This is a genomic window from Mesorhizobium sp. WSM4837, assembly GCF_055811435.1.
Genome location: NZ_JBVVQE010000029.1, coordinates 24768 through 49130, shown reverse-complemented (window position 1 = coordinate 49130; position 24363 = coordinate 24768). Strand labels below are relative to the sequence as shown.

Here is a 24363-nt window from a genome sequence, read left to right as displayed (position 1 = left end):
CCCGGAATCAGTTCGCTGGCTGCTTGCGCGCCGGATAGCCGCTGGGATGCGGCGGTATCGCCTTGAGATAGGCTGATATCGCCGCCCGGTCCTCGGGCGTCAACTCGGCCAAGTTTCTCTGCACGTCGACCATGGCGCCACCGACGGAATCGAAATCCGGGGTGAAGCCGGTTTCGAGAAAGTAGGTTATGTCGGCCTCCGACCAGTCACCGAGCCCGCCTTCGCCCGAGGTGATGTTCGGCACGATGCCGCTGCCTTCGGCAGCGGTGGCTCCGGCCAGCCACTCGCTCTTCCTGGTGCCGCCAGCAAAATCGCGCGGCGTGTGGCATTCGCCGCAATGGCCGGGCCCTTCGACCAGGTAACGGCCGGCCATCACCGGATCCGGCGTGCCATCGGGGAAGGAAACCACCGGCTGGTCACTCAAATAGAGACGTTTCCACAGCCCGATGCCGCGACGGATGTTGAATGGGAACCCCAGCGAATTGGGCGGCGCCTTGCCCGCCACCGCCGGAAGCGTTTTCAGGAAGGCATGGAGATCGGCAATGTCGGCCGGCTTCATGCGTGCGTAGGACGCATAGGGAAACGCCGGATAGAAGTGCTCGCCGCTCGGCGACACGCCCTTCAGCATGGCGTTGGCGAGGTCTTCGACCGACCAGCCGCCGATACCGTCCGTGGCATCCTGCGAGATGTTCGGTGGCACGAAGATGCCGAACGGCGTCTTGAGTTCGAGACCGCCGGCCAGTTGAAGGCGGGCGTCGCCTTGCGAGCCTGGCTTCGCATGACAGGACGTGCAGCCGCCGGCATAAAAAATGCGCTTGCCCCTGGCGGCATCGCCGGGGCCGAGCTGCGCCAGAGCCTCGCTGTCGAGCCTGCCCGGCGCCGACAGGAACCAGCCGGCAACCGCGCCAGCGACGCCCAGAACGAGGGCGGCGCCGACGAGTTTTTTCAGCAGGCGCATCGCCCGCTATCAGCCCTTCTTAATCCTGTATGTCTTGTGGCAGGTGCCGCAATCGCCGCCTATGGTGTTGAACCCCGCCTTGAAGGCATCGACGTCGGCAGGAGCGGCGGCCGCCGCAGCCTTGACGTCGGCGAGATATTTTTCTTCCACCGCCTTGAAGCCGGCCATATCGTCCCAGATTTTTGGGGCAGCTGTGGTGTCGCCGGTGTCGCTGCCAGCCGGGAAAAGAGTGTCGACGTTTGCATGGAACTTCTCGGCGTTTGCCTCCAGCGCCTTCAACGCCGCCAGCACGGCCGCTGCGTCGTAAGGGGTCTCGCCCTTGACGACTTTCGACAATTGGCCGGCGATCTTTCCACGTTCCTTCATAATGGCCTGCCGCTCCTGGATCGGATCGGCAAACGCCGCCGAACCGGCGAAGGCGAGCATCGAGATGGCGAGGATAAGCTTTCTCATTCAACTGGCTCCATGGTGAAGATGTTTCGGGTGAAGGTCCGACTGATCCATAACGGCAAAACTGGCTTGAAAATTCCGGAAATTCGCCTCACGCTTGTGTGAATTTTTCGCGACGGTCGTTGGAAAGGGCGGCCGATCATTTGGCACATAGAGAAAAGCCCCGGTTTTGCCGGGGCTCTTCTGCAACTCAGTCAGGCCTACGCCTTTTCGTAGAGCTCGAGGACATGGTCCCAGTTGATGAGATTGTCGACGAAGGCTTCGAGATATTTCGGCCGGGCGTTGCGATAGTCGATGTAATAGGAGTGCTCCCAGACATCGACGCCCAGGATCGGGGTCGCGCCATGGACCAGCGGGTTCTCGCCGTTCGGGGTCTTCGAGATCGCCAGCTTGCCGTCCTTGACCGAAACCCAGGCCCAGCCCGAACCGAACTGGGTGGTGCCGGCGGCGATGAAATCGGCCTTGAACTTGTCGTAACCGCCAAGATCGCTGTCAAACGCCTTTTGCAGCGCGCCGGGCAATTTGTTGCCGCCGCCGCCCTTCTTCATCCACTGCCAGAAGTGGATGTGATTGTAGTGCTGGCCGGCATTGTTGAAGAGCCCGGGGTTCTTGCCGAAGGATTGTTTCACAATCTCTTCGACCGACAAATCGCCGAGCCCGGCTTCGGCAGCCAGCTTGTTGCCGTTGTCGACATAGGCCTTGTGGTGCTTGTCGTGGTGATACTCCAGCGTCTCCTTCGACATGTAAGGCTGCAATGCCTCATAGTCATAGGACAAGGCGGGCAATTCAAAAGCCATCGGTCGTACTCCTCGTGGAAAAAATCCGGTGTCGATACCGGACTAACATAGGTCTGGATTGGTGTGGAGCAACTCCGGAACGAAGCGCCGGTTCGCTTTTTAGCCAGTCAGCCGGCCGAAGTCGAATGCGCCCACTCCCAATAGAGTTCGCGCGCCTTTTTCGCTACAGGCCCGGGCTGGAGATTGCGATCCTCGATGCGGGTGACCGGCACGACTTTCGAGTGGTTTCCGGTCGAGAATATCTCGTCGGCTTCGAGGAATTCGCGCACCGACAGCGCCTTTTCGATGGTCTTGAAGCCATATTCGTCAAGCAGCGTCATCGTCCGCGAACGGGTGATGCCGGACAGGAACGTGCCGTTCGGCGCCGGCGTCAGGACATGGCCATCCTTGACCAGGAAAATGTTCGAGGTTCCGGTCTCGGCGACATTGCCCAGCATGTCGAGCACCAGCGCGTTGTCGAAGCCGCGCATCTTGGCTTCGAGGATGGCACGACCATTGTTGGGATAAAGGCAGCCGGCCTTGGCGTTGGTCGGCATGGTCTCGATGGTCGGGCGCCGGAACGGCGAGACGGTGACCGAAAAGCCTGCCGGCGAGATCATCGGCGATTCATAGAGGCAAAGGCAGAACCGGGTCGAGGCCGGATCTGCCGGCACGCCCATATAGCCACCATGTTCGGCCCAGTACATCGGCCTTATGTAGACCGCCGTCTTGCCGTCGAACTTCTTCAGCCCGTCCCAGGTCAGCCCGACGATCTTTTCGGCGCTCATGGATGGTTTGAGACCAAGCGCGATCGCCGAGGCGTTCACCCTGGCGGCGTGGCGGTCGAGGTCGGGGGCGACGCCCTCGAACCAGCGGGCGCCGTCGAACACGCTGGTGCCGAGCCACATGGCATGGCTGCGCGGCCCCAGAATGGCGACGTTGCCGTCATACCAGTCGCCATCCACGAAGGTCCATGTCGCGGATTGCGCCGCAGCTGCCAGTGTCATCGCTTGATTCCGCGTTTCAGAGCTGTCTTGTCTCGCCATTGGAAGATGCTTTGGCGTCTGCCGTCAACTGATATGGCTGAGATTTGTTAAGGCCAGCGGCATGCGAAATTGCAATCCGTGCTTGCGCCTGGCCTTGCCTCGCCGCAAAACTGTCACCATGCAACATGCGGCTTACGTTTTCGACGCTTACGGAACGCTGTTCGACGTGCACGCAGCCGTCCGCCGTCATGCCGACCAGATCGGACCGGACGGCCAGCTCCTGTCGGAGATCTGGCGCGCCAAACAATTGGAATATTCCTGGGTGAGGACGCTGATGGGCGCCTACGCCGATTTCTGGCAACTCACCGAACAGGCGCTGGATTTCGCCTTGCGCAAGGTTCCCTCCGCGGACAAGGGACTGAGGGCCAAGCTGCTCGACGCCTATTGGCGGCTGGACTGCTATCCGGAGGTGCCGGCCGTGCTCAAGGCGCTCAAAGCATCTGGCGCCAAGCTGGCGATCCTATCCAACGGTTCGCCTGAAATGCTGGAAGCGGCGGTCAAATCGGCCGCGCTCGACCAGGTTCTGGACGACATCTATTCCGTCGAGGCCGTCAAGCGCTTCAAGGCCGATCCGTCGGTCTACGACATGGTCACGACAGGCTGGCGTCTCTATCCGGGTGCGGTGTCGTTTCAGTCATCCAACCGCTGGGACGTCGCCGGCGCCACCAAATTCGGGTTCCGGACAGTCTGGATCAACCGCTCCGACCAGCCGGAGGAATACCGGGACTTTCCGCCGGCCCTGATCCTGCCCTCGCTCGAAGGCCTGCTCGCCGCAGGCTGACACATGAGCCCAAATCGGAATCGATTTTTGGAAAGGATCATAGGCAAAATAAAACTGCGACAGCGTCCTTTGCTGACGCGCGGCGCTGCGGGCCTGTTGCCTCGGCGCAACAGGGGCTGAACCGTCACAGCTTTGCCTTTGTTTGTTCACCCTCAGGCCAAAATCGGAACCGCCTATCGCGCCAGGCATTGGTAGGGCTGGCGCGCCGTACTGATTGGCGTATTCGTGTTCTGTTTCGATATGAGACTTAAAAAAGGCAACGATGTTCACAACCGATATCGACTCCTATCGCCTGAGCCGTCGCGGCTTTCTCAACGCCGCTGCGCTCGGCGCCGCCTCGATTGCGGTTTCCGCCTGCACCACGACGGCAGGCCGGCCTGTCGAGCCGCCGCCGCCAGCCAATGTCGAGCCGCCGCTCATGGACTATGCAACAATGTACGGTCCGGTCAGCGACAATGGGTTCGAGCTGCCGGGCATACCCTACGAGAAAATCGACGAGCAATTTCTGCGTCAAATCGTTCCCGATCCGACCGGCCAAGCGCCCGGCACCATCGTCGTCGATACGGCCGGCCACCACCTCTATCTCGTGCGTCCGGGCGGACAAGCCATTCGTTATGGGGTCGGGCTGGGTCGCGCCGGTTTCGAATGGTCTGGCGATGCCGTCGTCCAGTGGAAGCAGAAGTGGCCGAAATGGACGCCGCCGGCCGAAATGATCGCCCGCCAGCCCGAGTACGCAAAATACAGCGCCGAGAATGGCGGCATGCCCGGCGGGCTCACCAATCCGCTCGGAGCGCGGGCGCTGTATCTCTTCGAGGGCAACGAGGACACGCTGTACCGCCTGCACGGCTCGCCGGAGTGGTTTTCCATAGGCAAATCAGTGTCATCTGGCTGCGTTCGCTTGATAAATCAGGACATTATCGACCTCTATGACCGTGTGCCCAACAAGACGCCGGTGATCGTTACCTCCGGTGTCGGTCAGGAACTGGTTGCCACGGCAGACCGCAAAGCCATTCCAATCGATGCGGGCGTCCCGGAAGGATCGATCCTGCTCGGCCCGGCAAGGGCGATCTCGGAACCGATCTTCTGAGCTGGTCGAAGGCGCTGGAGCGAGCGGCGGACTTTCGGCGCCGCGAATTTCCGGTCCGATGCTTTTCCCCGAGCATCGGATTCTCGCAAAACCGGTGCCCGGTTTTGGGTCCTATGCGGTGCTTTCAGCGCCGCCCCCTGGCCAGGCTGCCGAGGATGCCGCGCACGATCGCCCGTCCAACCGACGTGCCGACCGAGCGAACCACCGATTTGATCGCCGCCTCCGCCACCGTCTGGCGATTGGACGCTCGCGGCGCCGGTGCTCGCCTGCCGCCGGTGGGCTGGGGGGCGGGATCATCATTGCCGAAGCCTGGAATGGTCCAGCGCGAGCCGCCGCTCTCCTGCTGCTGTGCCTCCGCGTCCAACGCATCCTTGGCTTTTTTCTGCAGCATCTCGAAAGCCGATTCGCGATCGACGGTCTGATCGTACTGCCCCACAACCGGGCTCTCGGTGATCAGCGTGCGGCGCTCGTCAGGCGTGATCGGGCCAAGTCGCGACGACGGCGGGCGAACCAGCGTCCGCTGGACCATGGACGGAACACCTTTGGCTTCCAGCGTCGAGACCAGCGCCTCGCCGGTGCCGAGCTGCGTGATCACGGTAGCACAGTCGAAGTCGGGATTGGGCCTGAACGTCTCGGCGGCGGTCCTCACGGCCTTCTGCTCCCGTGGCGTGTAGGCGCGCAGGGCGTGCTGCACCCGGTTGCCGAGCTGGGCCAGAACGGTCTCGGGGATATCCAGCGGATTCTGGGTGACGAAGTAGACGCCGACGCCCTTCGAACGGATCAGGCGGACCACCTGTTCGACGCGGTCGATCAGCACTTTCGGCGCGTCATCGAACAGAAGGTGCGCCTCGTCGAAGAAAAAGACCAGCTTTGGCTTGTCGGGATCGCCGACTTCGGGCAGCTCCTCGAACAGTTCCGACATCAGCCACAACAGGAATGTCGCATAGAGCCGGGGATTCATCATCAGCTTGTCGGCGGCCAGCACGCTGATCGCGCCGCGCCCGTCGCGGGTGGTGCGCATGATGTCGGCGATCCGCAATGCCGGCTCGCCGAAGAAATTCGTCGCGCCCTGCTGCTCCAGAACCAGCAGCGTGCGCTGGATTGCGCCAACCGAAGGTTTCGTCACATTGCCGTAGCGAGCGCCGATTTCTTCGGCGCGCTCGGCGATGTTGGCAAGAAGCGCTTGCAGGTCCTTCAGGTCCAGCAGCAACAAGCCCTCTTCGTCGGCGATGCGGAAGGCGATGTTCATGATGCCTTCCTGCGCCTCGGACAGGTTCATAAGCCGCGACAGCAGCAGCGGCCCCATTTCCGAGACGGTGGCGCGGATCGGATGGCCCTGCTCGCCGAAAAGATCCCAGAATATGACCGGAAATTCCTGGAAATCATAGGGATCGAGCTTGACCTGCTCGGCGCGCTTGACCAGAAAATCCTGTGCCGCGCCCATCATGGCGATACCGGACAGGTCGCCCTTGATGTCGGCGCAGAAGACCGGCACGCCGGCATTGGAGAAACCTTCCGCCAAAATCTGCAAGCTCACGGTCTTGCCGGTGCCGGTCGCGCCGGTGACCAGGCCATGACGATTGCCATACTGAAGCAGCAGGTTTTCGGCGCGCTGGTAGCTGTCATCAGGCTTTCGGCTGGCTCCGATGAAAATACTGGTGTCGTCAGCCATGTGTCGGGTCTCCGCAACCTGAAGTGTTGAATGCCCTGATCTATTGAAAGTGGTGGGGCTCGCCGCAGGTATAATGACGCCATTGCGCAGCGACAATGGCCATGGTCGAAATTGGGTTTTGGAGCTTGCGGATTTTGCGCATGTTTGGCAATCGGTTGAAGGTTCACCGTCGCAGGGCGCGTGTTGCATTGTGATATGCGACGGGGAACCGTAGACTGACGTTCCAGGCCTATCGGCCGAGAAGACGAGGAGAGCGGATGGCCGGTGCCTTGAACCACGATGCCGAACTTCCGAACCCTGACCGGCAGCGGTGGCTGGCCCTTGCGGAAAAAGCCCTGGCCGGCGGATCCTTCGAGGAAAAACTCGTATCCCATACGGACGATGGCATCCGCATCGAACCGCTTTATGATCGTTCGGTCACCGCAGAGCCTCTCCCACGGGCAAACCCCGGATCGCCGTGGATCGTCAGCCAGCGTATCGACGATCCGGATGTCGGCCGCGCCAAAGCCCAGGCCCTGGAGGACGTCGCACAGGGCGCCACCGGATTGTCGCTTGTCTTCGAAGGCGCGCCGAATGCGTTCGGCTACGGGCTGCCGAGGACTGCCGAGGCGCTGGAGACCGTGCTGGACGGCGTGCCGCTCAACCGCATCCAGGTCCGCATCGACGCGCATCCCTGGAGCCGCGCCGTGGCCGACTGGCTGGTTGCGTTCTTGAGCAAGCGCCGGTCAGACCCGGCAAAGCTCAACCTGTCCTTCGGCATCGACCCGGCGGCGATCTTTGCCGGAACCGGCCGGTTGCGGATGTCGATCGAGGCCTTGCAGGCGTCGATGCCGCAGTCCCTGGCGCACTTTTTCTCGATGGGCGTGCCCGGGGTCCTGCTGGAGGCAGACGGACGCGTCTTCCACAATGCCGGTGCCACCGAAGCGCAGGAGCTGGGCACCATGATGTCTTCGGCGGTCTCCTATCTCCGGATGTTTGAGGAGGCGCGCCAGCCGCTTGTCTATGCGGCGCCCCATATCGGCTTTGCGCTGAGCGTCGACCAGGACCAGTTCGTATCGATGGCCAAGGTCAGGGCCCTGCGCAGGCTGTGGGCGCGGGTCCAGGAGGCATGCTCGATCTCCGCCGCCACCGCCAACATCCATGCCGAGACATCGTTCCGCATGATGACTTCGGCGGACCCGGAGACGAACATCCTGCGCACCACGATCGCCGCTTTTGCCGCGGCAGCCGGCGGGGCGGACTCGGTCTCCATCCTGCCTCATACGATCGCGCAGGGCCTGCCGGCGGGCTTTGCCCGCCGTGTTGCCCGCAATACGCAACTGATCATGGCCAACGAAAGCCATATCGATCATGTCGCCGACCCTGCTTGCGGTTCGGGCGCCGTTGAAGCGCTGACTGGCGAACTCTGCGAAGCGGCGTGGGAAGAATTCCAGCGGATCGAGGCGGAAGGCGGCGTGCTGTCCAGCCTGCAGCAAGGACACATCCAGAAACGGGTTCAGGCGGCCTCCGCCCGCCGCAATGCTGCCTATCAGGCGGGCGAGCGGGCCATCATCGGCACGACGCTTCACCCGTCGAAGACCGAACGTCCGGTCGAAACCTTGGCGGCGGAGCGGCGGCCCTCGGTCACCGAGGGCGTCGCGGTGTGCGAGCCGCTGTTTCCGATCCGTATCGATCAATCGATCGGAGCAGCATCATGATTCCGGATTTCAGCCAGATCGGCTGGTCGGCGCCGCGCCGGGCGCCGATTGAGGTCAAGGGCCAGCGGATGACCCCGGAAGGACTGGCCATCAAGCATCTGTACAACCAGGGCGACCTCAAGGGGTTACCGCATCTCGACACTTATCCGGGCCTGCCGCCATTCGTGCGCGGCCCCTACCCGACCATGTATGTCCAGCAGCCGTGGACGATCAGGCAATATGCCGGCTTCTCGACGGCGGAAGAGTCGAACGCCTTTTACCGGCGCAACCTCGCGGCCGGCCAGAAGGGACTGTCGGTCGCTTTCGACCTTGCCACGCATCGCGGCTACGACAGCGATCATCCGCGCGTTGCCGGTGATGTCGGCATGGCAGGCGTCGCCATCGATTCCATCCTCGACATGCGCCAGCTCTTCGACGGCATCCCGCTTGACGAGATGACGGTGTCGATGACCATGAACGGCGCGGTGCTGCCGATCATGGCGCTCTACATCGTCGCCGCGGAAGAACAGGGCGTTGCGCAAAAGGACCTCGCCGGGACCATTCAGAACGACATTCTGAAAGAGTTCATGGTGCGCAACACCTACATCTATCCGCCAAAACCTTCGATGCGGATCGTGTCGGACATCTTCTCCTATACGTCGCAGCACATGCCGAAGTTCAATTCGATTTCGATCTCCGGCTATCACATGCAGGAGGCAGGGGCGACCGCCGACCTCGAGCTCGCCTACACGATCGCCGATGGAATCGAATATGCCCGCGCCGGTATCGCGGCGGGGCTCGATATCGACCGTTTTGCGCCGCGCCTGTCCTTCTTCTGGGCGATCGGCATGAACTTCTTCATGGAGGTCGCCAAGCTGAGGGCAGCCCGCCTTTTGTGGTCGACCCTGATGCTGAAGAACTTCTCGCCGAAGGACGAGCGCTCGCTGTCGCTGCGCACCCATTGCCAGACTTCGGGCTGGTCGCTAACGGCGCAGGACCCTTACAACAACATCATCCGCACCATGATCGAGGCGATGGCGGCGACGCAGGGTCATACACAATCGCTGCACACCAACGCCTTCGACGAGGCGATGGCGCTGCCGACCGACCATTCGGCCCGCATCGCCCGCAACACGCAGCTCATCCTGCAAAAGGAATCCGGCACCACCCGCATCATCGACCCGTGGGGCGGCTCTGCCTATCTCGAACGGCTGACGCATGACCTGGCGGCGCGCGCGCTTGCCCATATCGAAGAGGTCGAGAGCCTGGGCGGCATGGCCGCCGCAACCGAAAAAAACATACCGAAGCTGCGCATCGAAGAGGCCGCCGCGCGCACGCAGGCGCGGATCGATTCCGGCGAGCAGATCCTGGTCGGCGTCAACGCCCATCGTCCCGAGACGGATATCAAAGTCGACGTGCTGAAGATCGACAACGCCGAAGTCAGGGCCCGGCAATTGTCGAAACTGCAGCGGCTGAAAGGCACGCGCGACGTCGGCGCCGTCGAGAGCGCACTGAGTGCGCTGAGCCGGGCCGCGGAGAGCGGCGAAAATCTGCTGGAGTTCGCCATTCGCGCCGCACGCGCCAACGCCACGGTCGGCGAGATTTCACTGGCGCTGGAAAAGGTTTTTGGCCGCCATGTCGCCTCCGTCCAGACGATCTCCGGCGTCTATCGCAGGGCGCTCGGCGACAATCCGGCGGTCGATCGGCTGCAGGACAAGATGGTCGCGTTCGAGGAGAAGTCCGGCGGCAAGCCACGCATTCTCGTCGCCAAGATGGGACAGGATGGCCATGATCGCGGCCAGAAAGTGATCGCCACCGCCTTTGCCGATCTAGGCTTCGACGTCACCGTCGGGCCGATGTTCCAGACGCCGGACGAGATCGCCAGGCTTGGCGTCGAGCACGACGTGCATATCATTGGCGCCTCGTCGCTGGCCGCGGGTCATTTGACGCTCATTCCCGAACTCAGGGACGCGCTGAAGAAGCTTGGCCGCGACGATATGCTGATCGTCGCCGGCGGCGTCATCCCGCCGCAAGATCATGAGGCGGTACGGCAGGCGGGTGCTGTGGAAATCTTCCCGCCAGGCACCGTCATCCCGGAAGCGGCGGAGCGGCTGATGGATAGGCTGCTGCAGGCCGGCTGAACTTGTTATAATCCATGTTGCAACGACCGACAATTGGAGTTATAATTGGCGTTGCAACAAGGGTTGAATCCATGAACACGACCATTCGCAAAATCGGCAATTCCGAAGGCGTGATCCTGCCCAAGGAAATTCTCGATCACCTGAATCTGAAGGCCGGCGATCAGCTTGAGATCGTCGAAACGAGCAAGGGCATCGCCCTTCGGCCAGTGGACGACAGCTTCGAACGGCAGATGGAAGCTGCTCGCCAAGTCATGGACAAATACAAAGTCGCGCTTCAGAAGCTCGCCGAATGAGCTGGGAGTTCCTGAGCCGGCGTGCGGTCGAAGCCATGCACGCCGAGCAGTTGCGTCGGCACGGCGGAGCGCACGGTTTGAGGGATGAGAATGCCCTCGAATCGGCGCTCGCCCGAGCCGAGAACAAGGCGAACTATGGGGATCCATCGATCGAGGATCTGGCGGCGGCCTATATCTTCGGCATCGCCAGAAATCACGCCTTTGTCGACGGCAACAAGCGCGCGGCCATCGTCGCCGCCGGCGCGTTCCTGATTGTCAACGGCTATGTGCTGACGGCCGACAACGGCACGATCTATGAGTTCGTCATGGGCGTCGCCGCCGGCGAAATCGACGAGGCGGGTGCTGCGGCGTTCTTCCGCGACCATGTCGTCAAGGTCGAGGGCTAATGTGCGTCGCGTTCGGGATGGATTCCCGCGACGCGCTTTAAGTTCTCGTTTTTATGCAGTCGCTATCGCAAAACCGCTGCGCACCCTCGGGTCAGGGCCGCATGCTTTTGGGGCGACATGCATTAGCTGTCGGAGAGCTTCACAATCTCCCACTCCCTGCCGTTCACCACGGCAATTTCGCCGACCTTCTTGCCGAACAAGGCCAAGGCCATCGGTGAAACATGGGAAATCGTCCCCTTGGCCGGATCGGCCTCATCCTCGCCGACAATCCTCCAGTGCACCTTCCTGCCGTCCTCGCCTTCCAGCGTGACGCCCATGCCGAAGCGAACCAGGTCACTGCCCGGTTCCGGCACGGAAAGCTCGGCGCTTTCACGCCGCGCGGTCCAGTAGCGCAGGTCGCGCGAGATGAGCGCGATGCGCTCGCGGTCGGCCCTCTTTTCCGCTCTGCCCAGATCGTCGCGCAGGGCAGCCAGTTCGGCGTCGATCAGCGCCAGGCCGCGTTGCGTCACCAGATTGCGATGGTGGCTGATCGGCCGCTCGCCGATGCCGGCGATGGCGTTTTCGCTATCTTCTTCGCGCGTGAAGGCTCTGCTCATCAGTCGAGCTTATGCCTCGCGTGGCGACTCCACAAGCTATTGCCGGCAAACCGGATCTGCCGATCCGGCGTGACACGATTCCTGCGGCGCGACGGCCGGACACTCGGACTCTGTGCGGATATGCGCATCTGACCATCGGACGCAATCCTGGGAGCCGAAGCCCGTTCTCAGCCCAGCGCAGCAGTGGGGCGGAGTGAGCCGACCTTGGCGCCGATCCGGTTTTCCACGGGCGGATGTGCCTGTTCGACCAGTATCGCCGCCAGCGCCTTGTCGGCGTGCAAAACCTTGGCCATGCAGGCCGCGACCATGACTTCAGCGGCGCGGCCGGCGCCATCATCGCATTTCAGCGCAATGCCAAGGCCAAGCTCGGGAAGTGCCGCGCAATAGACGCCTTCGGCCCCTCCCTTCACAAAAATCCGGCCTGACGCGGCCTGCATCAGCGCAACATCAGCCCTGCCCGTGCCAGCGACGAAAAATGGCTCGGCCATGCAGGCGGAAAGCAGCCGCTTTGCGGCTTTGGCGCGAATGGGTTCAAAGCCAATACCTGTCGCCATGCGGGCAAAGCCGAGCGCGAAGCTGCGCAGCGGCACGGCATAGGTCGGGATCGAGCAGCCGTCAGTGCCGCAATGATCGACATCATGGGCAGCACCGGTCACCGCTTGCATTGCATCGCGCACCATGTCCTGCGAGGCATGGCCTGATTTGACATAGCCGCGATGAGCGACGCCGGCGTGGACGCAGGTGCAGAGAAAGCCCGCATGCTTGCCAGAACAATTGTTGTGCAGCGCGTTTGGCGAGGTGCCGGCACGGGCGAGCGCAACTGTCGCGTCATGGCTTGACGGCCAATGCGCGCCGCATTCCAGCGCCGTGTCGTCCAGCCCGGCTTTGGCCAGCATCGCCCGCGCCAGTTCGACATGCGCCGGCTCGCCGGAATGCGAAGCGCAGGCCAGCGCCAGTTCGCGATCGCCGAAGCCATACGCATCGGCGGCGCCGCTTTCGACCAGCGGCAGCGCCTGGATCGCCTTGACCGCCGAGCGCGGAAACACCGGGCGAGCCGTATCGCCGATTTCCAGGAACGGCTTGCCATCGGCATCGAAGACCGCAATGGCGCCACGATGCGCGCTCTCTACCACGGCGCCGCGCAAAACTTCGACCAGAACCGGATTCGTCATGAGTTCCCCGCTAACGCATGACCTCGAAAAATCGGATTCGATTTCGAGGATCATGCGTCAAATCAAAATGTTACAGCGTCCTTTGCGCGTCCGGAAGGACGCGCGGCGCTGTAATGCGGGCCGCTTTTATCTGATCCGATCGAGAATGGAAACGTAGTTGGCGACGGCGGCGCCGCCCATATTGAAGATGCCGCCGAGCTTTGCTCCGGGCACCTGGATGCCGCCGGCCTCGCCGACGAGCTGCATCGCGCTCAGCACATGCATCGAGACGCCGGTGGCGCCGATTGGATGGCCCTTGGCCTTCAGCCCGCCTGACGGATTGATCGGCAGCCGACCGTCCTTCGCCGTCTCGCCGTCCATCGCCAGTTTTGCGCCCTCGCCCGATTTCGCCAGGCCCATCGCCTCATATTCGATCAGCTCGGCGATGGTGAAGCAGTCATGCGTCTCGACGAAGGACAAATCGTCGAGCGTCACACCGGCCTTGTTCAGCGCCTGGTTCCACGCCTGCTCGCAACCCTCGAATGCCAGGATGTCACGCTTCGACATCGGCAGGAAATCCTGCACATGCTCGTTGGCGCGGAAAGCGACGGCGCGGCGCATCTTCAATGCCGTCGCCGTGTCGGCAAGCACCAGGGCGGCGGCGCCGTCCGAGACCAGCGAGCAGTCGGTACGCTTCAGGGGACCGGCGACGAAGGGGTTCTTCTCGCTCTCGTGCCGGCAGAACTCATAGCCGAAATCCTTGCGCATCTGCGCATAGGGATTGTCGACGCCGTTCCTGTGGTTCTTGGCGGCGATCATTGCCAGCGCGTCCGACTGGTCGCCATAGCGTTGGAAGTAGGCTTGCGCGATCTGGCCGAAAACGCCGGCGAAGCCTGCCGGCGTGTCGCCCTCTTCGGGCAGATAAGAGGCCTTGAGAAGATTCTTGCCGATTTCTGGACCTGATGTCGTCGTCATCTGCTCGGCGCCGACCACCAGCACGATGCGCGCCGCATTGGCGTCGATGGCACGGATGCCTTGCCTGACCGCCGCCGAGCCGGTGGCGCAGGCGTTCTCGACCCGCGTCGCCGGCTTGAAGCGCAGCCGGTCGTCGGCCTGCAGGACCAAGCTTGCGGTGAAATCCTGTGCGGAAAAGCCGGCATTGAAGTGGCCGAGCACAATCTCGTCGACCTCGTCCGGACCGATGCCGGCATGTTCGAGCGCCTCGCTAGCCACCTTGGTGATCAGGCCCTCCAGCGTCTCGCCTTCGAGCTTGCCGAAGCGCGAATGCGCCCAGCCGACGATGCATGCTGTCATGGTTATCTCCATCCCTGCGGGCCGGGCTACGCGATGTGGCGGCGCGCTATCAACATTGTTCAAGAATGAACCGTTCCAGCGGACTTCGTAAAGGGGCCAGAACCACACAACCACTTGATCTTGATATCTGGTCACGGCAGCCGACATTTGCCACACAATCGCGTCGGATTTTTGTTGATTGATCCGTCAATAAAAAATAATCTTGCCGCAACGGACCGGAGCAAAGATGCCGAAAATCGGAATGGAGCCGCTGCGCCGCAGGGCGCTGATCGACGCGACGATCTCGGCGATCGGCGAGCGCGGTTCGCTTGATGTGACGATGTCGGAAATCGCCGGGCGAGCCGGGGTGTCCTCGGCGCTCGCCCATCACTATTTCGGCGCCAAGGACGAACTTTTGCTGGCGACGATGCGGCACATCCTGGCCGAGTTGACCGCCGACATGCGGCGCGCGCTTCGATCGGCCAGCACGCCACGCCAGCGCGTTTCGGCGGTGGTCGCGGTCAATTTCTCCGACGCCCAGTTCCAGCCGGAAACGATAGCCGCCTGGCTCGCCTTCTATGTCGAGGCGCAGAAATCGCCAGCGCTGCGCCGGCTGCTCAAGGTCTATGCGCGACGCCTGCATTCCAATCTGTTGAGCGGGCTGACCTGCATCCTGCCGAGAAGCGAAGCCGACCGCGTCGCCGAGGCGACAGCGGCGCTGATCGACGGGCTCTACATCAGGCGCGCGCTGAAGGACGGCGTGCCCAATGCCGCGACCGCGATCGCGCTGATCGAGGACTATCTCGAAACGAAACTCGGCCGGCGGAGCGCGCAGTGACGTCGAAGCGACCCAATTTTCTGATCGTCATGGTCGATCAGCTCAACGGCACATTGTTCCCGGATGGGCCGGCGGACTTCCTGCATGCGCCGCATCTGAAGGCGCTGGCGGCTCGTTCGGCGCGCTTCAAGAACAATTACACCGCCTCGCCGCTCTGCGCGCCAGGCCGTGCGGCGTTCATGAGCGGCCAGTTGCCGTCGCGCACCGAGGTCTATGACAATGCCGCCGAATTCGCCTCGTCGATCCCGACCTATGCGCATCATCTGCGTGCCGCCGGCTACCACGCCTGCCTGTCCGGCAAGATGCATTTCGTCGGGCCGGATCAGTTGCATGGCTTCGAGGAGCGGCTGACCACCGACATCTATCCGGCCGATTTCGGCTGGACGCCGGATTATCGCAAGCCCGGCGAGCGGATCGACTGGTGGTATCACAATCTCGGTTCGGTGGCCGGCGCCGGTGTCGCCGAGATCACCAACCAGATGGAATATGACGACGAGGTCGCCTTTCACGCGGTGCAGAAGCTTTATGATTTCGCCCGCGTCTCGGACGATGCCGCGCGCCGGCCGTGGTGCCTGACCGTCTCCTTCACCCATCCGCACGACCCGTATGTCGCGCGCCGGCGCTATTGGGATCTCTACGAGGATTGCCCGGCGCTCGAGCCGGAAGTCGGCTTCATCCCCTATGACGAACAGGATCCGCATTCGCAGCGGCTTTACCGCGCCAGCGACTATGACAGTTTCGACATCACCGGCGAGCAGATCCGCCGCGCGCGGCGCGGCTATTTCGCCAGCATCTCTTATCTCGACGACAAGGTCGGCGAACTGCTGTCGGTGCTCGAGCGCACGCGGATGCTCGACGACACGATCATCCTGTTCTGCTCCGATCACGGCGACATGCTCGGCGAGCGCGGCCTGTGGTTCAAGATGTGCTTCTTCGAGGGCTCGGCGCGGGTGCCGCTGATGATCGCCGGAAAAGACATTTCGGCCATCCTGATCGACGCACCGGTCTCCAATCTCGACGTCGTGCCGACGCTTTGCGACCTCGCCGGCATCGACATGAGCGCGATTGCGCCATGGACCGACGGCCAGTCGCTGCTGCCGCTGCTCGACGGCAAGACGCGCACTGAACCTGTGCTGATGGAATATGCGGCCGAAGGCTCCAACGCGCCGATGGTGGCGATCCGCGAGGGCCGTTACAAATTCATCCATTGCGAGATCGATTTCCCGCAACTGTTTGATCTTGAATCGGATCCGCGGGAATTGACCAACCTCGCCGCCGACCCGGCGCACGCGGCTTTGGTGGCTTCTTTCACCGATAAGGTCCGGGCGCGCTGGGACATGGCTGCCTTCGATGCCGCCGTACGCGCCAGCCAGGCGCGCCGCTGGGTGGTCTATCCGGCGCTGCGCAACGGCACGCATTACCCCTGGGAATTCCAGCCGCTGCAGAAGGCCTCGGAACGTTACATGCGCAACCACATGAACCTCGACCTGCTCGAAGAGCAGAAGCGCTTTCCACGAGGCGAATGATGACAACCCAGGTCCCCTCCCTCGATCACCTCAAACAGGCCTATGCCGTCACCGCCAAGGCGACGCAGATCACGCCGCTGCTGGAATCGGCGGCCTTGGCCAGAGAGACCGGCGCCTTGCGCGTCTTCGTCAAGCCGGAGTCGCTGCAATGGGCGGGTTCCTTCAAGGTGCGCGGCGCCTTTTGGCGGCTGAAGCGGCTTTCGCCCGATGAAGCCAGGAAGGGCGTCGTCGCCTATTCCTCCGGCAATTTTGCGCAAGGGCTGGCCGCCGCCGGCCAGGCGCTGGGCATTCCAGTGACCATCGTCATGCCGATCGACGCGCCGGCCGCCAAGCGCGACGCAACGACCGGCTATGGCGCGCGCGTGGTGCTGACCGACCATGGCGAGCGCGCGCGTGAGGAGGTTGCCGCCGCCACGGCGCGTGAGATCGCCGAGACCGAGGGGCTGGCGCTGCTGCATCCGTTCGATGACCCCGAGATCGTCGCCGGCCAGGCTGGTGCCGGGCTGGAGGCACTCGAGCAACTCGATGCCAAGAATGCCAGCGCCGATCTGCTGTTCTGCGCGGTCGGTGGCGGCGGGCTGATCGGCGGCGTTTCGCTGGCTTTCCACTATCTGTCGCCGGCGACCGAGATCATTGGCGTCGAGCCGGACGGTTTCGACGGCATGGGCGCGTCGCTGGCGCATGGCGTCATCGAAACCATGCCGATCAGGCCGAAATCGATATGCGACGGGCTGATGGCGCGCAGGCCCGGCGACGCGCCGTTCGCGGCGGTCAGGACCGCGGGCGTTCGCGGCATCACCGTCGACGATCAATCGGTGCGCGGCGCGATGCGCGGCGCCTTCGAACGGTTGAAGCTGGTGCTGGAACCTTCGGGCGCTGCATCGCTGGCGGCGCTGCTCGGCGGCAAGGTGGATGTGAGCGGCAAGAGCGTGCTCGTGGTGGCAACCGGCGGCAATGTCTCGCTCGCCGATTTCATGACGCATATGAACGATGGGCGCATATGAACCATGCTTGAGGCGGATTTCGTCATCATCGGCGCCGGCTCGGCCGGCTCGGCCATGGCCTACCGGCTGTCGGAGGATGGCAAATATTCGGTGATCGTCATCGAATTTGGCGGCAGCGACATCGGGCCGCTGATCCAGATGCCGTCGGCGCTGTCTATCCCGCTCAATATGAGCCTCTACGACTGGGGTTTTGCCAGCGAGCCGGAGCCGCATCTCGGCGGCCGTGTGCTGGCGACGCCGCGCGGCAAGGTCATCGGCGGCTCGTCCTCGATCAACGGCATGGTCTATGTACGCGGTCACGCCCGCGATTTCGACCATTGGGCAGAACAGGGCGCGGCTGGCTGGGGGTTTGCCGACGTGCTCCCCTACTTCAAGCGCATGGAGGACGCCAACGGCGGCGAGAATGGCTGGCGCGGCCACGGCGGCCCACTGACCGTGCAGCGCGGCTCAAGAACGAATCCGCTCTACGGCGCCTTCGTCGAGGCAGGCCGTCAGGCCGGCTTCGAAGTGACCGACGACTACAACGGCGCGAAGCAGGAAGGCTTTGGGCCAATGGAGCAGACCATTCGCGGCGGCCGCCGCTGGTCGGCGGCAAGTGCCTATCTCAGGCCAGCGCTGAGGCGGAAAAATGTAAGCTTGGTCAAGGGCTTCGCCCGACGGGTGATCATCGAGAATCAACGCGCCACCGGTGTCGAGATCGAAGTGCGCAGACGGATTCAGGTGATCAAGGCGCGACGTGAAGTGATCGTTGCCGCCTCCTCGATCAATTCGCCCAAGATCCTGATGCTGTCCGGCATCGGCCCGGCCCAACATCTCAGGCAATACGGCATTCCGGTGATCGCCGACCGGCCCGGCGTCGGCCGCAACCTGCAGGACCATATGGAACTCTACATCCAGCAGGAATCGACGCAGCCGATCACGCTGAATTCGGTGCTGAACCCGTTCTCAAAGGCGCTGATCGGCGCGCAATGGCTGTTCTTCAAATCGGGCCTCGGCGCAACCAACCATTTCGAGGCGGCCGCCTTCGTGCGCTCGCGCGCCGGCGTCGACTATCCCGACATCCAGTATCATTTCATCCCGGCGGCGGTCCGCTATGACGGCAAGGCGGCGGCGAAAGCGCACGGTTTCCAGGCGCATGTCGGGCCGATGCGATCGAAGTCGCGCGGTTCCGTCACGCTGCGCTCGCCCGATCCCGGATCGAAGCCGGTGATCCGCTTCAACTACATGTCGCATCCGGACGACTGGATCGAGTTCCGCCACTGCATCCGGCTGACGCGCGAGATCTTCGGCCAGTCGGCCTTCGACCCTTATCGCGGCAAGGAGATCTCGCCGGGCTCGCAGGTGCAGTCGGACGACGATCTCGATGCCTTCATCCGCGATCACGCCGAAAGCGCCTACCACCCCTGCGGCACTTGCAAGATGGGCCGCAAGGATGATCGGATGAGCGTCGTCGATCCGGAATGCCGTGTCATCGGCGTCGACGGGCTGCGGATCGCCGATTCTTCGATCTTCCCGCGCGTCACCAACGGCAATCTGAACGCGCCGTCGATCATGACCGGCGAAAAGGCCGCCGACCACATTCTCGGCCGCACGCCGCTGGCGCCGTCCAACCAGGAACCATGGATCAATCCGCGCTGGCAGGTGTCGGATCGATAGAACGACGTGGGTCCATTCGGACGCACAAGCGCTCTATCGCTTTTTTAGTCCTCGCATCGGGGGGGGGGGAGATGTATGGGTGTTTGGGGGGGGGGGGGGGCCCCCCCCCCCCCGGGGGGGGGGGGCGGCCCCCGGGCCCAGCCAGGAAGTAGGTGGGCCCCCCCCCGCCCCCCCCTATTCTTTTTCTGTTTTTTTTCCGGCCTCCCCCTCACACACATCTTAGCCTGTACCCCCCCCCCCGATGCGATAAGCCACGATCCGGCGGTGTCTGCCCGCCGGGCCCATCGAAAGACAATTTGGAGAAGACCCCATGCGCGCCCAGCCAAAGGCATCGCACTATGTCAACGGACGCTACATCGACGATGAGCAAGGTGCGCCGCTGCCGGTCATCTATCCGGCAACCGGCGAGACCATCGCGATGCTGCGTTCGGCGACGCCGAACGTGCTTGAACTGGCGATCGAAGCAGCGCGTGCAGCACAACCGGCCTGGGCGCGGCTGAAGCCGGTCGAGCGCGGGCGCATCCTGCGCCGCGCCGCCGACATATTGCGCGTGCGCAACGCCGACCTGGCGCGCATCGAGACGCTGGATACCGGCAAGGCAATCCAGGAGACGCTGGTGGCGGACGCGCCATCGGCAGCCGACTGCCTCGAATATTTCGGCGGCGCGGTCGCTGCCTATAATGGCGAGTCCGTCGATCTCGGCGGCGCCTTTGCCTATACAAGGCGCCAGGCGCTGGGCGTCTGCGTCGGCATCGGCGCCTGGAACTACCCGATCCAGATCGCCGGCTGGAAATCGGCGCCGGCACTCGCCATGGGCAACGCCATGGTGTTCAAGCCGTCGGAGAATACGCCGCTGTCGGCGCTGGCGCTCGCCGAAATCTACACCGAGGCCGGCCTGCCCGACGGCCTGTTCAACGTCGTGCAAGGCTATGGCGATGTTGGCGCCGGCCTCGTCGGCCACGATGTCGTCGCCAAGGTCTCGGTGACCGGTTCGGTGCCGACCGGCCGCAAGGTGCTGTCGCTCGCCGGCTCGAAGATGAAGCATGCCACCATGGAGCTTGGCGGCAAGTCGCCGCTGATCATCTTCGACGATGCCGATCTCGAAAATGCCATCGGCGGCGCCATGCTCGGCAATTTCTATTCGACCGGCCAGATCTGCTCCAACGGCACGCGGGTCTTCGTGCAGAAGGGCATCCACGACCGTTTCGTCGAACGGCTGGTCGAGCGGACCAAGAAAATCCGTATCGGCGATCCGCTCGACCAGGAAACGCAGATGGGACCGCTGGTCTCCAAGGCGCAGCATGAAAAGGTCATCGGCTATATCGAGGCCGGCAAGCAGGATGGCGCTGTGCTCGCCTGCGGCGGCAATGTACCTTCGCTGCAAGGTTTCCAAGGCGGCTTCTTCGTCGAGCCGACGGTCTTCACCGGCGTCACCGACACGATGCGCATCGCGCGCGAGGAGATTTTCGGGCCTGTCATGAGCGTGCTGAAATTCGACGGTGAGGACGAGGTGATCGACCGCGCCAACGATACCGAATTTGGCCTTGCCGCCGGCGTGTTCACGCGCGACCTGCCGCGCGCCCACCGCGTCATCGCCGAGTTGCAGGCCGGCACCTGCTGGATCAACGCCTACAACCTGACGCCCGTCGAAATTCCCTTCGGCGGCTTCAAGCAGTCGGGAATCGGGCGAGAAAACTCGCTTGCGGCGTTGGCACTCTATTCGCAGTTGAAGTCGGTCTATGTCGAGACCGGGGATGTGGCGAGCCCCTATTGAGGCGCACCGGCGCCGCCGACCAGAGACCTTAGCCAGAGAACTTAGAACGTCTGGTTGTAGGCGCCGACCTCAGGGCTGCGGCGCAGCACCGCATCGACGGCTTCGAACATCTGTCGGCGCCGTTCGGACGACACCGGGCTCTCCACCACGACGACAAGCTCCGGCTTGTTCGACGACGCCCGCACCAGGCCCCAGGTGCCGTCCTCGGCAACGACGCGAACGCCATTGACGGTGATCAGCTCGGCGATCTTCTGGCCGGCGAAGATGGCGCCGTCATGCTTCATGGCTTGAAAGTCGGAAACGACCCGCTCGACCACGCCATATTTCAGCTCGTCGGCGCAGTGCGGCGACATTGTCGGCGTGCCGAAAGTCAGCGGCAGGTCGCGATAGAGATCTGCCATGCTGCTTGTCGGGCTGCGATCCAGCATCTCGCAGATGGCGATGGCTGTGATCAGACCATCATCATAGCCGCGCCCGATCGGCGGGTTGAAGAAGAAATGACCGGATTTCTCGAAACCGGCGATGGCGCCAAGCTCGGCCACGCGCCGCTTTATATAGGAGTGGCCGGTCTTCCAATAATCGGTGACGGCGCCATCGGCGCGCAGCGCGGCGTCGGTATTGAACAATCCGGTCGACTTGACGTCGACGACGAAGGTCGAGCCTGGATGCAGGCGCGCAATGTCGCGCGCGAGCATGACGCCGACCTTGTCGGCGAAGATCTCGTTGCCTTCATTGTCGACCACGCCGCAGCGGTCGCCATCGCCGTCGAAGCCAAGCCCGACATCTGCTCCTGTCTCCAGCACCTTGTCGCGGATCGCGTGCAGCATCTTCATGTCTTCGGGATTGGGGTTGTAATTCGGAAACCTATGATCGAGCTCGACATCGAGCGGGATCACCTCGCAGCCGATCCGTTCCAGCGCTTCAGGTGCAAAAGCGCCGGCAGTGCCGTTGCCGCAGGCGGCGACCACCTTGAGCTTTCTCGCTATGCGCTTGTCGCGGGTCAGGTCGTCGAGATAGATCTTGCGGAAATCCGCAACGAAGTCATAGGAGCCGCCGCCGACCAGGTCGAAGTCGCCGGCAAGCACGATCGCCTTCAATGCGCTCATTTCCTCCGGACCGAAAGTCAGCGGACGCGCCGCCCCCATCTTGACGCCGCTCCAGCCGTTCTCGTTGTGCGAGGCGGTGACCATGGCCACAGACGGCGTGTCGAGCGCGAACTGGGCGAAATAAGCCATCGGCGATAGCGCCAACCCGATATCCCTAACCCGCGCCCCGGCGGCCATCAGCCCGGAAACCAGCGCCAGCTTGATCGCCAGCGAATAGGAGCGGAAATCATGCCCGGTCACGATGTCCGGCCCGGCGCCCAAACGCCGGATCAGCGTGCCGAGCCCCATGCCGAGCGCCTGGACACCGATCAGGTTGAGCTCAGGTGGCTCTGCAGAGCCCGGATGGCCGAACCACCAGCGCGCATCATACTCACGAAAGCCGGACGCCTTGATCAGCGCCGAGGTTTCAAACTCGAAAGTGTTGGGAAGGGCTTCGCTAACAATCTTCAGGGACAAGACAGCAACTCCAAGCGGCTGGATTCAGAGTGGTTTCAACGCAGGTGGCCATGCCTATAACACGAGCCGTTAAGCGGTGTTTATCCCGCAGGGAACTGAAACCTGTATGACGTTAGAGCGAAACGGCAAGAAATGCGACAGAAGCGCTGCCATTGGCGCTTGCAGGAACGAAGTACGGCGGCTATAAGCCCGCGGTCTGGTCACGGAGTGTAGCGCAGCCTGGTAGCGCACATCGTTCGGGACGATGGGGTCGCAGGTTCAAATCCTGCCACTCCGACCAGAAAAAACAATGGGTTAGGCATCCCGAATACTGCCTGCCCCACAGATATCCCCACTGAAAAGATGGAAAAGTATCTAGGCCGCTCGATGGAGCTGGCAGACGCATAACTATTTAACTGCGACACGCTATTGCTGCCATTTCACCCGCCAACCCAGGTCGGCTGTTCCGGCACATACCCACTCGCGATTTTGCAGATTCTGAGGCCGCGCCATCTAAACTATGTCTGCTTCGCGCACCATTGGCGCTGTGCGCGGGATTTAGGCGGATCGGACACCGCCGGCACCGGCGAATCGTCCAACGATCTTGCCCAGCGTTCGCAGCGTCCAGGCCAGCGGCGCCAGAACCATCCTCAGCAGAGAAGCCAGGACAAGACAGAGTATAAGGTAGGCTGCAAAGGCGCCGAGCCAAGCCGGGAGACCTGCTTGTTCGGCTATCCAACCGGCTGCGTTTGTCAGAAGGTGAGGTCGCGTGATCGCCACATAGGGAAGTGCGACGACGGCGGCGACACCGGCTGCGGTGCCGACGGCGGAAAGCGATTGGAACGCACCTTTGCCTGCAGCCCTCAGATGTACTATCCGCACAGTTCCGCGACCAGCTGCGGCCACCGGTGCCCTCGCAACGCGCAATGCCTTAGCTGTGGCGCCCATGCCCCCGACGACGATTGCCGCATCGAAGGCCGCCCAACCCATCTCGCCCCAGGTCGGAAGCCGCTCGCCGCGGGTGATCACCCCTTCCAGATCGGAAACGCCACCCAGGACTATGTTCTTCGCACCAAGCAGCGTGCGGGTGAACTGTCTGCGGACTGCTGTTCCGTCAACGATCTCGAACTCCGACAGCATCTCATGCCCGCGATCCTTGAGCTCGTGAATGGCAATAAGCCCATATTGCTCCGGCGAAATCTGGGCGAGGCCGAATCCCATCTGCCGGTCGTCCCACAGGCTCGAGAGGCCCTGACCGACGGTTTCCTGCAACAAGTACTGCGACGATCCATTCTTCACGAAGTAAGCAATCACCGGCACGACCGGATGGCCGAGGCGGTCGAAAACCTCCACGAAATTCGCATCCTCGCCATAGACGAGGAACACTCTGGCTGCATCGTCGCCATATTTCTTCGCTGCCTCATGCCAGCCGAGCCCGCCTGCCGCGCAGGCTGCAAGAACCCATGGCTGAGCCTGCTCCACAGCTTTGCTGCTGAGCGGGCAACGGGTGTCGTCCCGGCGAACTTCCTCCGCCAGCGCGGCTCGCATGACGTCATCCTCGAAGTGATGGGGCTCCAGCCATTCCCATCTGAGCGTCAGGATGATCGCCACAACGAGTGAGGCTGCTAGCAGATATCTCATTCTCAAGGGGGCATCCTCCCGCAGTCATGTCATGCCAAGACGTGGCCGAAGCTATCAGCCAATCCCGATGAAGCGAT

The 24363-nt window shown here is 62.9% G+C and carries 22 protein-coding genes and 1 tRNA gene; 12 read left to right on the top strand and 11 right to left on the bottom strand.

Annotated features, from left to right (window positions below; genetic code table 11):
- Positions 1–7: 7 nt before the first annotated feature.
- The 4 genes from AC0L3D_RS18375 to AC0L3D_RS18360 form a co-directional block, all read right to left on the bottom strand.
- Positions 8–958, bottom strand: coding sequence for a cytochrome c (locus tag AC0L3D_RS18375; RefSeq protein ID WP_473645355.1), 951 nt, complete (start codon positions 956–958; stop codon positions 8–10).
- Positions 959–967: 9 nt separating this feature from the next.
- A complete protein-coding gene (locus AC0L3D_RS18370) occupies positions 968–1411 on the bottom strand; it encodes a c-type cytochrome (RefSeq protein ID WP_091590353.1) in 444 nt (147 codons plus the stop codon).
- A gap of 197 nt (positions 1412–1608) precedes the next feature.
- Positions 1609–2205, bottom strand: coding sequence for a superoxide dismutase (locus AC0L3D_RS18365; protein WP_473645354.1), 597 nt, complete (start codon positions 2203–2205; stop codon positions 1609–1611).
- Positions 2206–2312: 107 nt separating this feature from the next.
- A complete protein-coding gene (locus AC0L3D_RS18360; RefSeq protein ID WP_128168036.1) occupies positions 2313–3191 on the bottom strand; it encodes a branched-chain amino acid aminotransferase in 879 nt (292 codons plus the stop codon).
- A 157-nt stretch (positions 3192–3348) separates the two neighbouring features.
- Here AC0L3D_RS18360 and AC0L3D_RS18355 point away from each other — a divergent pair, with 157 nt between their 5' ends.
- On the top strand, positions 3349–4011 hold the full coding sequence (locus AC0L3D_RS18355; protein WP_023800845.1) for a haloacid dehalogenase type II: 663 nt from the start codon (positions 3349–3351) through the stop codon (positions 4009–4011).
- 262 nt (positions 4012–4273) lie between these two features.
- Entirely contained in the window at positions 4274–5098 is an 825-nt protein-coding gene (locus AC0L3D_RS18350; RefSeq protein ID WP_473645352.1) for a L,D-transpeptidase, read from the top strand.
- 124 nt (positions 5099–5222) lie between these two features.
- Here the strand turns inward: AC0L3D_RS18350 and AC0L3D_RS18345 are convergent, their stop codons facing one another.
- Positions 5223–6770 carry a helicase HerA-like C-terminal domain-containing protein gene (locus tag AC0L3D_RS18345; RefSeq protein ID WP_128172653.1) on the bottom strand — a complete coding sequence of 516 codons (1548 nt, stop codon included), beginning with the start codon at positions 6768–6770 and terminating at the stop codon, positions 5223–5225.
- A 257-nt stretch (positions 6771–7027) separates the two neighbouring features.
- Between AC0L3D_RS18345 and AC0L3D_RS18340 the strand changes: the two genes are divergently transcribed.
- The 4 genes from AC0L3D_RS18340 (at position 7028) to AC0L3D_RS18325 (ending at position 11266) form a co-directional block, all read left to right on the top strand.
- Positions 7028–8467, top strand: coding sequence for a methylmalonyl-CoA mutase subunit beta (locus AC0L3D_RS18340; protein ID WP_473645350.1), 1440 nt, complete (start codon positions 7028–7030; stop codon positions 8465–8467).
- Positions 8464–10587: a methylmalonyl-CoA mutase gene (scpA, locus tag AC0L3D_RS18335; RefSeq protein ID WP_473645348.1), complete on the top strand. Its 2124-nt coding sequence runs from the start codon at positions 8464–8466 to the stop codon at positions 10585–10587. The genes AC0L3D_RS18340 and scpA overlap by 4 nt, the downstream gene beginning before the upstream one ends.
- 71 nt (positions 10588–10658) lie before the next feature.
- The gene (locus tag AC0L3D_RS18330) at positions 10659–10880 is read left to right on the top strand and encodes an AbrB/MazE/SpoVT family DNA-binding domain-containing protein (protein WP_023800850.1); all 222 of its coding nucleotides are present in this window, start codon (positions 10659–10661) and stop codon (positions 10878–10880) included.
- Entirely contained in the window at positions 10877–11266 is a 390-nt protein-coding gene (locus AC0L3D_RS18325; protein WP_023800851.1) for a type II toxin-antitoxin system death-on-curing family toxin, read from the top strand. Before AC0L3D_RS18330 ends, AC0L3D_RS18325 begins: the two co-directional genes overlap by 4 nt.
- Positions 11267–11388: 122 nt before the next feature.
- On the opposite strand, the gene greA is transcribed toward AC0L3D_RS18325, so the two are convergent.
- From greA to AC0L3D_RS18310, 3 genes are all read right to left on the bottom strand, one after another.
- Positions 11389–11862, bottom strand: a complete 474-nt coding sequence (gene greA / locus AC0L3D_RS18320; protein WP_023800852.1) for a transcription elongation factor GreA — start codon at positions 11860–11862, stop codon at positions 11389–11391.
- A gap of 167 nt (positions 11863–12029) precedes the next feature.
- The gene (locus AC0L3D_RS18315) at positions 12030–13034 is read right to left on the bottom strand and encodes an asparaginase (RefSeq protein WP_287281672.1); all 1005 of its coding nucleotides are present in this window, start codon (positions 13032–13034) and stop codon (positions 12030–12032) included.
- 126 nt (positions 13035–13160) lie between these two features.
- Complete coding sequence (locus tag AC0L3D_RS18310) at positions 13161–14327, bottom strand: acetyl-CoA acetyltransferase (RefSeq protein ID WP_473531438.1); 1167 nt, start codon at positions 14325–14327, stop codon at positions 13161–13163.
- Between the two features lie 226 nt (positions 14328–14553).
- Here AC0L3D_RS18310 and betI point away from each other — a divergent pair, with 226 nt between their 5' ends.
- Genes betI through betA form a run of 4 tightly spaced genes read left to right on the top strand, consistent with a single transcriptional unit; the run spans position 14554 to position 19330 of the window.
- Complete coding sequence (betI, locus tag AC0L3D_RS18305) at positions 14554–15144, top strand: choline-binding transcriptional repressor BetI (protein WP_287289196.1); 591 nt, start codon at positions 14554–14556, stop codon at positions 15142–15144.
- Complete coding sequence (gene betC, locus AC0L3D_RS18300; protein WP_287228778.1) at positions 15141–16670, top strand: choline-sulfatase; 1530 nt, start codon at positions 15141–15143, stop codon at positions 16668–16670. The genes betI and betC overlap by 4 nt, the downstream gene beginning before the upstream one ends.
- Entirely contained in the window at positions 16667–17674 is a 1008-nt protein-coding gene (locus tag AC0L3D_RS18295; RefSeq protein ID WP_473645346.1) for a threonine/serine dehydratase, read from the top strand. The genes betC and AC0L3D_RS18295 overlap by 4 nt, the downstream gene beginning before the upstream one ends.
- Positions 17675–17677: 3 nt before the next feature.
- Positions 17678–19330: a choline dehydrogenase gene (betA, locus tag AC0L3D_RS18290; RefSeq protein WP_473645344.1), complete on the top strand. Its 1653-nt coding sequence runs from the start codon at positions 17678–17680 to the stop codon at positions 19328–19330.
- 44 nt (positions 19331–19374) lie between these two features.
- On the opposite strand, the gene AC0L3D_RS18285 is transcribed toward betA, so the two are convergent.
- Positions 19375–19542, bottom strand: a complete 168-nt coding sequence (locus AC0L3D_RS18285) for a hypothetical protein (RefSeq protein ID WP_473645342.1) — start codon at positions 19540–19542, stop codon at positions 19375–19377.
- A 98-nt stretch (positions 19543–19640) separates the two neighbouring features.
- Between AC0L3D_RS18285 and betB the strand changes: the two genes are divergently transcribed.
- A complete protein-coding gene (gene betB, locus AC0L3D_RS18280) occupies positions 19641–21104 on the top strand; it encodes a betaine-aldehyde dehydrogenase (RefSeq protein ID WP_287228774.1) in 1464 nt (487 codons plus the stop codon).
- 41 nt (positions 21105–21145) lie between these two features.
- Here the strand turns inward: betB and AC0L3D_RS18275 are convergent, their stop codons facing one another.
- On the bottom strand, positions 21146–22666 hold the full coding sequence (locus tag AC0L3D_RS18275; RefSeq protein ID WP_128168021.1) for a phosphomannomutase/phosphoglucomutase: 1521 nt from the start codon (positions 22664–22666) through the stop codon (positions 21146–21148).
- Between the two features lie 203 nt (positions 22667–22869).
- Between AC0L3D_RS18275 and AC0L3D_RS18270 the strand changes: the two genes are divergently transcribed.
- Positions 22870–22946: transfer RNA gene (locus tag AC0L3D_RS18270), tRNA-Pro, on the top strand.
- Positions 22947–23203: 257 nt separating this feature from the next.
- Here the strand turns inward: AC0L3D_RS18270 and AC0L3D_RS18265 are convergent.
- Positions 23204–24286 (bottom strand): hypothetical protein, encoded by a 1083-nt coding sequence (locus AC0L3D_RS18265; RefSeq protein ID WP_473645340.1) that lies wholly within the window; start codon positions 24284–24286, stop codon positions 23204–23206.
- Positions 24287–24363 lie beyond the last annotated feature (77 nt).